The 12,900-nt window shown below is 67.4% G+C and carries 11 protein-coding genes; 10 read left to right on the top strand and 1 reads right to left on the bottom strand.

Features of this window, described 5'->3' with window-relative positions:
- Positions 1 to 3 precede the first annotated feature (3 nt).
- Positions 4 to 1,131 (bottom strand): MinD/ParA family ATP-binding protein, encoded by a 1,128-nt coding sequence (locus FHR72_RS02080; protein WP_221192990.1) that lies wholly within the window; start codon positions 1,129 to 1,131, stop codon positions 4 to 6.
- A 567-nt stretch (positions 1,132 to 1,698) separates the two neighbouring features.
- Between FHR72_RS02080 and FHR72_RS02075 the strand changes: the two genes are divergently transcribed.
- The 10 genes from FHR72_RS02075 (at position 1,699) to FHR72_RS02030 (ending at position 12,826) form a co-directional block, all read left to right on the top strand.
- Complete coding sequence (locus FHR72_RS02075) at positions 1,699 to 2,550, top strand: ESX secretion-associated protein EspG (RefSeq protein WP_183466237.1); 852 nt, start codon at positions 1,699 to 1,701, stop codon at positions 2,548 to 2,550.
- Between the two features lie 17 nt (positions 2,551 to 2,567).
- Positions 2,568 to 3,092, top strand: a complete 525-nt coding sequence (locus FHR72_RS02070; protein ID WP_183466236.1) for a hypothetical protein — start codon at positions 2,568 to 2,570, stop codon at positions 3,090 to 3,092.
- A complete protein-coding gene (gene eccA / locus FHR72_RS02065; protein ID WP_183466235.1) occupies positions 3,089 to 4,813 on the top strand; it encodes a type VII secretion AAA-ATPase EccA in 1,725 nt (574 codons plus the stop codon). The genes FHR72_RS02070 and eccA overlap by 4 nt, the downstream gene beginning before the upstream one ends.
- Before the next feature lie 3 nt (positions 4,814 to 4,816).
- On the top strand, positions 4,817 to 6,286 hold the full coding sequence (eccB, locus tag FHR72_RS02060) for a type VII secretion protein EccB (protein WP_183466234.1): 1,470 nt from the start codon (positions 4,817 to 4,819) through the stop codon (positions 6,284 to 6,286).
- Positions 6,283 to 8,511 carry a type VII secretion protein EccCa gene (eccCa, locus tag FHR72_RS02055; protein ID WP_183466233.1) on the top strand — a complete coding sequence of 743 codons (2,229 nt, stop codon included), beginning with the start codon at positions 6,283 to 6,285 and terminating at the stop codon, positions 8,509 to 8,511. Before eccB ends, eccCa begins: the two co-directional genes overlap by 4 nt.
- Complete coding sequence (gene eccCb, locus FHR72_RS02050; RefSeq protein ID WP_183466232.1) at positions 8,511 to 10,262, top strand: type VII secretion protein EccCb; 1,752 nt, start codon at positions 8,511 to 8,513, stop codon at positions 10,260 to 10,262. The genes eccCa and eccCb overlap by 1 nt, the downstream gene beginning before the upstream one ends.
- Before the next feature lie 177 nt (positions 10,263 to 10,439).
- On the top strand, positions 10,440 to 10,736 hold the full coding sequence (locus FHR72_RS02045) for a PE family protein (RefSeq protein ID WP_183466231.1): 297 nt from the start codon (positions 10,440 to 10,442) through the stop codon (positions 10,734 to 10,736).
- Between the two features lie 29 nt (positions 10,737 to 10,765).
- Positions 10,766 to 12,082, top strand: a complete 1,317-nt coding sequence (locus FHR72_RS02040; protein ID WP_183466230.1) for a PPE family protein — start codon at positions 10,766 to 10,768, stop codon at positions 12,080 to 12,082.
- A gap of 104 nt (positions 12,083 to 12,186) precedes the next feature.
- The gene (locus FHR72_RS02035; protein WP_183466229.1) at positions 12,187 to 12,501 is read left to right on the top strand and encodes a WXG100 family type VII secretion target; all 315 of its coding nucleotides are present in this window, start codon (positions 12,187 to 12,189) and stop codon (positions 12,499 to 12,501) included.
- Between the two features lie 40 nt (positions 12,502 to 12,541).
- Entirely contained in the window at positions 12,542 to 12,826 is a 285-nt protein-coding gene (locus FHR72_RS02030; protein ID WP_183466228.1) for a WXG100 family type VII secretion target, read from the top strand.
- Positions 12,827 to 12,900: the final 74 nt, after the last annotated feature.

The raw sequence follows: 12,900 nt of genomic DNA, 5'->3' as shown, positions 1-12,900 counted from the left end.
CGGCTAGCGCCGTTCGTTCAGGCGGCGGTCCTGGCCCGGATAGAAGCCCGCCAGCGCGGCGCACACTTCCACGAGCTTGCGGCGGGCGTCCCGCGACATCTGAGCGGTGCCGTCGATGACACCGCCCGGCCGGAGGTGGCCGTCGTAGGGAACCTCGACGACGTGCTGACCCTGCCCGGAGAACTGTTGGGCCAGAATGCTTCTCGTTCGCTTGTCGGCGTGGCCGTCTGAGTCGTTGAGGACGACGACGGTGCGTTGGAGAAGGCCCGTCATGCCGCGGGCCGCCAGCCAGTCCAGTGTCTGTCCGGCCGCCGCCGCGCCGTCCACCCACGGTGACGACACCACGACCAGCGCGTCGAGGTCGCGGAGGACTTCCTGGGTGACAGGCGAATCCATCGTCGAACTGCAATCGACCACCGCGATCGTGAAGTGCCGATCGAGCCGGGTCGACGCCTCGCGGTAGATCGCCGGATCGAGCACCCGCCGTCGAGCCGGGGTTGCCTCGCCGGCGAGAACGAACAGCCCCGCGGCGTTATGGCCCAGCCGGTTGCGGATGTCGGCGAACGTCTCGGAGTGTTGATCGCCGGTCAATTCCCAGAACGACCCCTGAGCCTTCGGATCGACACGGCTGCCGAGCTTGCCGAACGCGGTGTCGGCGTCGATCGCCACCACCCGATCGTCCTGGCGCAGTTCTGCGAGCAGCGAGCCGATGCACGCCGAGACGGTCGTCTTCCCGACTCCGCCCTTGCCCATCACCCCGACCTTGAACCGCGCGCGCAGCGGAGCGCGGATCGCGGCCTCCAACTCGGCGAGCCGCCGCTCGTCGGGGGACGGACCGAGGTTCAGCAGACCGAAGCTGGCCTTGTAGAGCGCCCGGCGCCACCCGTGGCCGGGCACGGCCTTGCGAGCCGGGACGAGCTGATCGGACCGGATGCGTTCCGCGTACGAGGTGGGCTGTGGCGGCATGCCCGAGGGGCGGCCGGGCGACGGCGCGTGACCGGGCCACGGCGCACCCGTCGGTGGCGGGTACGGAGGCTGACCCAGCGGACGCGTCGGCGTGGACCAACCTTCCGGGACCGAGGATCCCCAGCCGTCCCGGGCCGGCGGCGGACCGCTGCTCTGGCGGAACATTCCGCCGGGGCGGGTCGGTTCCGGCAGCGCGGGTGACTGATCGGTCACCGGGTCGATCTCCGAACTGTCGCGTTCCGTCACTACGCCTCTCCTTCACCGCACGCCGGCAGCTTCATCGGCCAGGCTAGCGGCACGCGCAATCCAGCAAATCACGACCGTTTGGTCGTCACCCCGGGCCGAGGGGCCGGCCCTGTCCACTCGGGCCACGCTTCGACGGCTGGGTTGCGAGCGAGCCCAGCGATGCGCACACCGCGCGCAACAATTTGCTTAAAACCTGAGAACACACTTAGAACAGGCGAAGAGGTTAGCTAAGCCGACGGTAGACCCGCGCGACGCTGGTACCTCTGAGTGACGAATTGGTGTCATAGGCACTGCGATGGCGCTGGTACGCTCCCGATGGGAAGGGGTGCGACACATGGTTCTGGCCGATGTTCCGGACGGGTCTGGCAAAGTTAATGCCGACCCGGCTGCCGTCGCGGGTGCCCAGATGCCACTACTGTGCGTCGCCCCCTCCTGTGTCGCGACGGATTCCGCGCCGGCTGCTCGTCCCGAACGGCTGCCGGGCTGATGGCGAGCCCGCTCTTCGGCGATGCAGAGCCCACCCACTACGACGACGTGGTGGGTGTCGAGCTGACGATCGACGGCATGCTCGTCGTCGCCGATCTGCTCCACCTCGTCGACTTCCCGTTGGCACTGGCGATCAGGCCGAACATCCCCTACGACGAGCAGCGCAAAGTCGTCTGGGAACAGGTGACGCGGGACCTGACGGCGCAGGGCATCCTGACCGCCTACGGCGACCCGCACCCCGAGGTCGCCGCCATGGTCGACGCCCTGAGCCGCCCCGACAGGACACTCGACTGCCGCTGGTGGCGCCGCGACCGTGACGGCAAGATGGTGCGCTTCGTGGTGTGCCGAAAGGGAGACCGGCATGTCGTCGCGGCGCGGGACGAGGACATGCTCGTCCTGCAGCGGGTGGCGCCGCAGGTCGGTCTCGCCGCCATGGTGAACGTCGTCATCGGCACCGCGAGCCCCGCTCCCGTCGAGCCCCTCACGGGTCTGGTGTCGAAGCTGGCCGAGACGCGCACCTCCGATCAGCTGGGCGCCTACGGTCAGCCGCCGCTGTCGGCGAAGATCTACGCCGAAGCGATCGCGACGCCCGACAGCTGGGTGGAGATCACCGCGACCGAGCGCCATTCCGGCGGCACCTACTCGCAAGCGAGCGTCGGTGCGGGCGTCCTGGATTCGGCCCACGGCCGCATCGTGTCCATTCCGCGGCAGGTGGGCAACGATCTCTACGGAAGCTTCCTGCCCGGCACCCAGGCCAACCTGCAGCGCGCCCTCGACGGTCTCATCGAGTTCCTGCCGTCCAAGACGTGGTTCGAGCAGACCGGCGCTCTCGACAACTCACTGGCGGACTGAGAAAGGCACAGGACACGGTGGCCATCCCCCCTCCCGGTCTCGACGACGGTGACGACGACGACCTGGCAGCGCTGGACTACAGCGCTGCCGGGTCGGTCGACGGCGAGACCGATCTCGGGGAGATCCTGGGCGGATACGGCTATGCCGAGGATGAGGATTCCGAAGGCCCTGGCGCCGGATCCGGCGCCGGCCTTGATGCCGAGGGTCCGGCGATGCCGACATTCACGGTCACCAATCCTCCTGGCACGGTCACGGTGACGACCTTCATGGACGGCCGGGTGTATCAGATCGACCTGTCGTCAGGTGCGTCGTCGCTGACCGAGGCGGTGCTCGCGGACGAGATCCTCGTCATCGCAGGGCTTGCCACGCAGGATGCGAGGTCGGCGCAGTACACCTTCATGCTCGAAGGCATGCGGGAGCAGGGCCACGACACCGTGGCCACCCGCGACTTTCTCAACAGGGACCTGGAACTGCCCACCCCGGAACAGGCGCGGGCCGCCCGTGCCGCATTGTTCACGAACCGCTACGCAGGTGAGGAATGACCGAACATCTGGCAAGTGTTTTCGGCACCGCCGTGGGCCTGCTGCCCACGTCGCAGGCGCGGTCGCTGGAACTGTTCACCGAGATCACCGACGTCGACGAAGCGGCATGCGATGCCTGGGTGGGGCGGATTCGCTGTGGCGACACCGATCGCGTGACGATGTTCCGGGCGTGGTACTCGCGCAACAACTTCGGGCAGCTGGCCGGTGCCGCCGAGCTGTCGATGAACAGTCTGGGCGCCAGGGTCCCGATCGGGGGGATGTTCGGCGACATCACCTACCCGGTGAACTCGCCGCTGGCCATCACTCTGGGGTTCGCGGTGAGCGAGGCTGCCGTCGGCAACTACGCCGACGCGATGGAGGCACTCGACGGTGTGCCGGCCACAGGCGGGGAGCACCTCGTGGCGTGGGTGAAAGCCGTCATCTACGCGGCCGCGCAGCGCTGGACCGACGTGATCGACGAGGTGCGCGCCGCGGCCACCTCATGGCCCGACAAGTTCCTCGCCGGCGCCGCCCTGGTGGCCCACGGCGTGGCTGCTGCCAATCTCGGGCTGTTCACCGAAGCCGAACGTCGCCTCGTAGAGGCGAATTCGGCTCCGGCCGGGCAGGCCTGCAATCGCACGATCGCGTGGTACTCGGCGATGGCCTACCGGTCGCTCGGTAACGAGGAAGCCGCGGTCAGGCTGCTCGAATGGCTGCAGGCGTCCCATTCGTCACCGGAAGTGACTGCTGCACTGAAGGATCCAGGTTACCGGCTGCAGACGACCACGGCGGAGAAGATCGCGTCCCGCCGTGACCCCTGGGACCCCGACAGCGCCGAGGCCGACAACTCGGGCAGGGAGACGCTGCTCGCCGACGCGCAGGCCGAACTCGACCGCCAGATCGGCCTGACCCGGGTCAAGGAGCAGATCGAGCGGTACCGGGCCGCCACCCAGATGGCGAAAGTGCGTGCCGCGCGGGGCATGAAGGTCGCGCAGGCGTCCAAGCACATGATCTTCACCGGCCCTCCCGGCACGGGCAAGACGACCATCGCCAGGGTGGTGGCCAACATCCTGGCCGGCCTCGGCGTGATCGCCGAGCCCAAGCTGATCGAGACCTCACGCAAGGATTTCGTCGCCGAATACGAGGGGCAGTCCGCGGTCAAGACCGCGCGGACCATCGATCGGGCGATGGACGGGGTGCTGTTCATCGACGAGGCCTACACGCTGGTGCAGGAACGCGACGGGCGTGCCGACCCGTTCGGCACCGAGGCTCTGGACACCCTGCTGGCCCGCATGGAGAACGACCGGGACCGCCTGGTCGTGATCATCGCCGGGTACAGCAACGACATCGACCGGTTGCTGGAGACCAACGACGGGCTGCGGTCCCGCTTCTCGACCCGCATCGAGTTCGACGCGTACTCCCCGGAGGAGATCGTCGACATCGCCAAGGTCATTGCCGCGGCCAACGATTCGTCGCTGAGCGACGAGGCGGCCAAGCACGTGTTGGAGGCGGCCACCCTGCTGACGCAGAGCACGTCCAGCGGTAAGCCCGCCCTCGACGTCGCCGGAAACGGTCGGTACGCCCGCCAGCTTGTGGAGGCCGGGGAACAGACCCGCGACATGCGGCTGGCCCGGTCCCTGGACTTCGACACCCTCGACGTCGAAGAGCTCAGCGAGATCAGCGGTGAGGACATGGCGGCGGCGATCACGTCGGTGCACGGCCGAATGAACATCAGCGGGTAGCGCATGGCTGGATTCAGGCTCACCACCAAGGTGCAGGTCAGCGGCTGGCGCTTTCTGCTGCGCCGCGTGGAGCACGCCATCGTGCGACGCGACACGCGGATGTTCGACGATCCGCTGCAGTTCTACAGCCGCGCGGTGTCCGCGGGCATCGTCATCGCGGTCATCATCTGTGTCGGCGCGGTGCTGCTCGCGTACTTCAAACCGCTCGGAAAGCGCGGTGGCGACAACCTTCTCGTCGACCGCACGACCAATCAGCTCTATGTGGTGCTTCCCGACAGCCGGCAGCTGAGACCGGTGTACAACCTGACGTCCGCACGCCTGATCATCGGCAACAAGACGCCCGTCGCCGTCAAGTCGCAGGAACTCGACGCCATGCCGAAGGGGCAGCCGATCGGCATCCCCGGTGCGCCGTACGCGACACCGGTGTCGTCCTCCCCCGGATCGCAGTGGACGCTCTGCGACACGGTCATCAAACCTGAGAGCGTGGCGCCGACGGTCGAGTCCTCGGTCCTCGTGACCTCGCTCGCGACCGACATGTCCGTGGGCGGTATGCGTCCCGAACAGGGGATGCTCGTCTCGTTCAAGGAGCAGAACTGGCTGGTGACGGCGACGGGCCGGCACTTGATCGACCTCGCGGACCGCGCCGTCACGTCCGCGGTGGGTATTCCGGTGACCGCGCGTGCGACCCCGATCTCGGAGGGGTTGTTCAATGCACTGCCTAACGCGGGTCCGTGGCGGCTGCCCGACATTCCCGCGGGCGGCACCCCGAATACGCTCGGGCTTCCGCCGGAGCTGGTCGTCGGGTCGGTGTTCATGACCGTCACCGACTCCGACGAGCAGTACTACGTGGTGCTGCCCAACGGCGTCGCCAAGGTCAACGGCACCACCGCTGCGGCGCTGCGGGCGACGAACTCCTATGGCCTCATCCAACCCCCGTCCCTGGTGTCCAGTGCGGTGGCGCGGGTAGCGGAGCAGGTCTACAACTCGCCCCTTCCCGACGTGCCGATGGACGTGCTTCTGCGACAGGAGATCCCGACGCTGTGCTGGTCCTGGCAGCGGGTCGCCGGCGACCAGGCGCCGAAGATGACGGTGATCGCGGGGCGGCGGCTGCCTCTGAGTGGCACCGCTCTGACGACCGGCATCAAACAGATCACCGGTGATGCCACGGTGTACATCGATGGTGGCCAGTACATCCGGCTGCAGTCCCCGGACCCGCGGTACGGGGAGAACCTCTATTACATCGACCCTCAGGGGGTCCGGTACGGGCTGCCCGACGAGGAGACCGCGGCGAAGCTGGGATTGTCGGCGCCGCGGACCGCGCCGTGGCAGGTCGTCGGTCTGCTGGTCGACGGTCCGGTGCTCTCCGAGCAGGCGGCATTGATCGAACACGACACCCTGCCGGCAAATCCCAACCCGCGCAGAGTCGGCGGAGACGCCGCGCCCGTCGGCGCGAGCAACGGAGGCGGAGGATGACGACCAGGAAGTTCACGCCGATCATGAAGCGGGGTCCTCGTCTGACCCCCGGCGAGATCAACGTGACCCCGCCCGAGGACCTCGGGGTGGACATCCCTCCGTCGGGGATGCAGAAGGCGCTGCCCTGGGTGATGGGCGGCTGCATGCTGGGCATGGTCGCCATCCTGATCTTCGGCGGTATGCGCAACTTCTCGCCGTACATGCTGATGATGCCGATGATGGTCGTGATGGGGGCCGTCGGCATGATGGCCAGCGGCGGGTCGGGCGGCAAGAAGGTGCCGGAGATCAACGCCGACCGCAAGGAGTACCTGCGCTACCTCGCGGGCCTCCGTACCCGGGTGACGTCGTCGGCGGCGGCGCAGGTGACGTTCTTCAATTACCACGCACCACATCCCGACGACCTGCTGTCGGTCATCGGCACGCACCGCCAGTGGTCTCGGGCGGCGAACCACGATTTCTACGCGGCGGCCCGGATCGGGCTGGGCTCCGAACCGGCTGTGGACCGTCTGCTCAAACCCGCGGTGGGCTCGGAGCTGGCGGGCCCGGCGGGCGCCCCGCAACCGCATCTGGAACCGGTCAGCCACATGTGGGTGACCAAGTTCCTCCGCACCCACGGTTTGATCCACGACTGCCCGAAGTTGGTGCAACTGAAGACGTTTCCGACGATCGCGGTCGGTGGTGACACCGAGGGCGCGGTGCGGCTCCTCACGGCGATGATCTGTCACCTCGCGGTGTTCCATCCGCCGGACATGCTGCAGATGCGGGTCCTCACCGACGATCCCGAGGACCCCACCTGGTCGTGGCTGAAGTGGTTACCCCACGTGCAGCATCAGTCGGACACCGACGCGGCCGGCGCCACCCGCATGGTCTTCACCCGGCCCGACGGTCTCAGTGACCTCGCCGCGCGCGGCCCCCACACCGCCGATGCCGCGCCGAGCGGCGCTTACGTCCTCGTCATCGACTTGACCGGTGGCAGAGCGGGTTTCCCGATGGACGGCCGGTCCGGGGTCACTGTGATCACGCTGGGCAATCACCGCTCCGCCTACCGCATCCGGGTGGACGGCGCCGAGGGCACGGCAGACGACAAACTGCCCGGCGCGTCGTTCCGCCTGGTCACCAGCGAGGTCGACGGTATGACCCCGGGTCAGGCCGAACGGGTGGCACGCAAGCTCGCCGGATGGTCGATCACCGGAACCATCATCGACAAGGGCACCCGCGTCCAGAAGAAGGTCGCGACCGAGTGGCACGAGATCGTCGGCGCCCAGTCGGTCGAGGACGTCACCCCGGCGCGCTGGCGGATGTTCACCGACACCGACCGCGACCGCCTCAAGATCCCGTTCGGTCACGAGCTCAAGACCGGCGAGATCATGTACCTGGACATCAAGGAGGGCGCGGAGTTCGGCGCCGGCCCCCACGGAATGCTCATCGGCACCACCGGTTCGGGCAAGTCGGAATTCCTGCGGACGCTCATCCTGTCCCTGGCCGCGACGCACCACCCGGACCAGATCAACCTGTTGCTCACCGACTTCAAGGGTGGGTCGACGTTCCTCGGCATGGAGAAGCTGCCGCACACCGCGGCGGTCGTCACGAACATGGAGGAGGAGGCCGAGCTGGTCAGCCGCATGGGCGAAGTGCTCACCGGCGAGCTCGACCGACGTCAGTCGATACTGCGGCAGGCCGGCATCCAGGTCGGCGCTGCCGGAGCGCTGTCCGGGGTCGCCGAGTACGAGAAGCACCGCGAGCGCGGGGCTGACCTGCCGCCGTTGCCCACCCTGTTCGTCGTCGTCGACGAGTTCGCCGAACTGCTGCAGAACCACCCCGACTTCATCCAGCTGTTCGACCGCATCTGTCGTGTGGGCCGGTCGTTGCGTGTGCACCTGCTGCTGGCGACCCAGTCGCTGAACACCGGTGGCGCCCGCATCGACAAGCTGGAACCCAACCTGACCTACCGGATCGCGTTGCGCACTACCAGCTCTGCCGAGTCCAAGGCCGTGATCGGCACCCCGGAGGCGCAGTACATCACCAACAAGGAGAGTGGTGTCGGCTTCCTGCGGGTCGGAATGGAGGACCCGGTGAAGTTCCAGAGCGTCTACACCGGCACCCCGTACGTACCGACCGTGGTCGGCGCCGGCGACGACAATCTCACGCCCCGCGCGCACGCCGACAAGAGCATCCGCATCCACCGCTTCACCACGGCCCCGATCCTGGACGCGAGGGTGAGCTGATGAGCATCGACTCCGGTCAGAAGGTGCTGCGCGAGGTGGTGCTCGAGCAGCTCACCACCGGGGACAACCACGCTTACCGAATGTGGTTGCCGCCGTTGACAGATCCCTCACCCGTCAACGAGCTGGTCGCGCGTGACTACAGCCGCCGCCCGCTGCGGGTCGGGCTCGGCATCATGGACGAACCGCGCAGGCACCGCCAGGAGGTGTGGGGGATCGACCTCACCACCGCCGCGGGCAACATCGCGATCGGTGGTGCGCCGCAGACCGGCAAGTCCACGCTCCTGCAGACGTTCATCCTGTCGGCGTCGGCATCGCACACCCCGCGGCAGATCCAGTTCTACTGCGTCGACATGGGCGGCGGCGGCCTGATGTACATCGAGGACCTCCCTCACGTCGGCGGTGTCGCCACCCGTGCCGAGCCGGATCGGGTGAACCGGGTGATCGCTGAGGTAAAAAGCGTTCTCCGGCAACGCGAACAGACGTTCAAGCAGTACCGCGTCGGCTCGGTCGCCGACTACCGGCAGATGCGCGAAGACCCCGGCCACCCCGCGTCAGCCGACCCGTTCGGTGACGTCTTCCTGGTCATCGACGGCTGGCCCGCGTTCGCCGCGGAATTCCCGGAACTGGAACCGGTCGTACAGGACATCGCCGGGCAGGGACTGGCGTACGGCGTCCACACCGTGATCTCCACCCCCAGGTGGACGGAACTGAGGGCGCGGGTCCGCGATTACCTCGGTACCAAGATCGAGTTCCGTCTGGGCGACGTCAACGAGACGCAGATCGACCGCATCACCCGCGAGATACCGGTGAACCGGCCGGGCCGGGCCGTGTCGACCGAGAAGCACCACCTCATGATCGGGGTGCCGCGGCTCGACGGGGTGCACAGTGCCGAAGGCCTGGTGCCGGCGATGACGGCTGCGGTGAAAGAGATTTCGGCGCGGCACACCGATCAGGCCCCGCCGGTGAGGGTCCTGCCGAGCCGCATCCACCTGCGCGAGCTCGACCCGGCCCCGCCCGGCCCCGACTCGGATTACCGCACCCGATGGACCATCCCGGTCGGCGTACGAGAGGCCGATCTCACCGTCGCCCACAACCACATGTACACCACGCCGCACCAGCTGATCTTCGGTGCGCCCAAGTCCGGGAAGACCACCATCGCGCAGGCGGTTGCGCGCGCCATCTGCGCACGCAACAGTCCCAAGCAGGTCCGCTTCATGATCGCCGACTACCGCTCGGGGTTGCTGGAAGCGGTGCCCGAATCGCATCTGCTTCCGGCCGGCGCGATCAACCGCAACCAGGGCGCGTTGGAGGAGTCGATCAAGGCGCTGGCGATCCTGCTCTCGAAGAGGCTGCCTCCCGCCGACCTGACACCGTCGCAACTACGCGCCCGGTCCTGGTGGGAGGGACCCGACATCGTGCTCTTGGTCGACGACTGGCACATGATCACCGCCGCCGGCGGGTTGATGCCACCGATGACCCCGCTCGCGCCGCTGCTGCCTGCCGCGGCCGATATCGGCCTGCACCTCGTGGTGACGTGTCAGATGAGTCTGGCCAGCAGGGCCACGATGGACAAGTTCGTCGGCACCGCCTACGGCTCCGGGTCGCCCACGATGTTCCTCTCCGGGGAGAAGCAGGACTTCCCGTCGCGGGAGATCATCGTCAAGAAAAGGCCCCCTGGGCAGGCGTTCTATGTCACGCCGGACGGCAAGGAAGTGATTCAGGCCGCCTATGTGGATCCCCCCGCGGAATAAGTGTTCGGACCACCCTCCAACCCCGGTTAACATTGAAATAGCCCGCCTCCAGCAAATGACGCGGCAGCGAAAAGCATCAAATTAACAGGTAAGTCGAAAACCGCCTGAGCGGGTTAAACGCCTGTAACACGACAACTGAATACATTCATGTGTTTGGCAACGTGAGGAGACAGCAAAATGCAGCCACTTGTTCACACCGAGGGTGTCGCCGGTGTCGGCGGTCAGGTGACCGCCAACGGCGCACGCGGATTGGGTGCCGGAACGGCTGCCACCGCCGAGGTGAGCGCTCTGGCACCCGCCGGCGTCGACGAAGTGTCGGCCGTCGCGGCTCTGAGCTTCGCCGCCGAGGGCATCCAGACACTCGGCATCAACGCGCTGGCGCAGCAGGAGATCGCACGTGCCGGCGCGGCGGTGATCGAGGCGTCCGTTGCCTATCAGGCCACCGACGCCGCCAACGGCGCGAAGCTCATTTAGGTCCGAGACTGCGTCGAGTCGAGTGAGTCATGGTCAACATCGGTATGCCGGTACCGCCGTCTTGGGTGGCGTTCCCACCTGAGATCAACACCTCGCGCCTCCAAGCGGGCGCGGGTGCTGTACCGATGTTGCAGGCCGCCGCGGGGTGGGAGGCCTTCGCGATCTCTTTGGAGACGCAGGCCGACGAGATGGCGGCGAGTCTGTCCTCCCTGGCTCAGATGTGGCAGGGCACGGCCAGCGACCGGGCCATCATGGCCGCGATGCCGATGGTGTTGTGGTTGCGCATGCTGTCGCTGCAGGCGCACAAGCGCGCCGTCCAGGCTTCGGCGCAGGCCAGTTCGTGGGCCACCGCGGCGACGGGCACACCGCAATTGCCGGAGATCGAACAGAACCACGTCACCAATGCCACCCTGCATGCCACGAACTTCCTTGGTGTGAACGGCATCCCGATCGCCATCAATGAGGCCGACTACGTCCGGATGTGGAATCAGGCGGCCGCGGTGATGACGGCCTACGAGACCGAGACCGTGCTCAACTCGACTTTCGAGCCCGTCGCGCCGCCTAAGCCGATCACCGTCCCCGCAGGTTCGGAGGCGATGTTCGCCTCGGCGATGTCGAACGCCGCACCCGGCATGGGCGAGGCGCTGATGCGCAACGCGACCATCGCCAAGGTGAGCTCCACCGCGAAGATGGAGACGGCGAACCAAGTGGCCGGACGGGCCGAGGGCGCCGTGCGAAACGGGACGAACCGGGCGACGTCTCAGGCCGAGCAGGGGCAAGCCATGCAGCAGGCTCCCCAGCAGGGGATGCAGATGGGCATGCAGATGGCCTCGCAGCTCGGGTCGACGCTGGGTCAGATGCCGCAGCAGTTGATGCAGGGCGTCACCCAGCCGTTCCAGCAGCTCACTCAACCGCTGCAACAGGTTTCGTCGCTGTTCGGCCAGATGATGGGCGGCGGCGACAAGGGCGGCGCACAGGTGGGAATGCTGGGTGCGACGCCGTTCTCCAACCATCCGGCCATCGGCGGAAACGGCGCCGCAACCGGTTCGGGGCTGATCCGCGCGGCGTCTCTGCCCGGTGCCGGCGGTTCGGCGCCGCAGACACCGCTGATGTCCAACCTGGTGGGCTCCACCCTGCAGCCCACCAGCCCAGTGGCGGTCGGCGCGGGTGCCGGACCCGCCGCGGGTGCGGGACTGGCACCGGTGGGCGCCGGCAGCGGCACCGGCGGCGGCGGACCGATGGGCATGCACGGCGCCCGCGGGAAGAGCGGCGGCAACAAGCCCGGTCTGAATGCGCCCGCCCCGCTGGACCATGACCTCAGCGAAGACGAGGACGACGAATGGTGATCGTCCCCCACATACTTACCGGCCACCTGGGTCGGGAGGGCTCGCTCTGAGCAGCGAGAGCACAGGTATCCGAAAGCACAGGTAGAACAAGAAAGGTCAGCGGTATGCCCAATGGTATGGAGGCGGATACTCCGCAGTTGATCACCGAGGCTGGGAATTTCGACCGGATCTCCGGCGATCTGACAGCCATTCTCGGTGCAGTCGAAGGTACGGCGTCCGTTCTGTCGGCGGACCTGCAGGGCGAAGCGGCCGGGCCGGCGGTGCAGGCGGCTCTGCAGCGTTTCTCGGAGGCGTCGCGCCAGCAGATCGATCTGCTCACCCAGATCTCCGAGAACATCCACACGAGCGGTATCGACTACGACTCGGCGGATCAGCAGAACGCCGACGCGCTCGCCGCGCAGATGCAGCAGAACCTCTAGACAGCCACCCCACACCCACGAACAGAAACGGAAAACAGTTATGCCACTTGTCTATAACTTCGCAGGTATCGAGAGCGGTGCCGACGACATCATGGGTGCGGTCGGCCGCACCGAGGGTCTCCTCCAGGAAGGCCAGGGATCGCTGGCCCGGCTCGCCGCGGTCTGGGGAGGCACCGCATCGGATGCCTACCAGGCGGTGCAGTCGCGCTGGGACAACAGCTCCCAGGAGCTGAACATGGCCCTCAAAAGCCTGTCGAACGCGATCCGCCAGGCCGGCGGCGACATGTTCCAGACCAACCAGAGCAACGAAGCCAAGTTCACCTGATTCACCGTGCACGCCGTGGGCGAGCGTGCAGACTCGACCTCGCCCACGGCGCGCATCAACCGCTGTCGCACCAC

Origin of the sequence: Mycolicibacterium iranicum (genome assembly GCF_014190915.1) — a bacterium.
GTDB classification, from domain to species: Bacteria; Actinomycetota; Actinomycetes; order Mycobacteriales; family Mycobacteriaceae; genus Mycobacterium; species Mycobacterium iranicum_B.
Note: the sequence above shows the minus strand (reverse complement) of the source record. Positions and strands in the feature narration are given on the sequence as shown.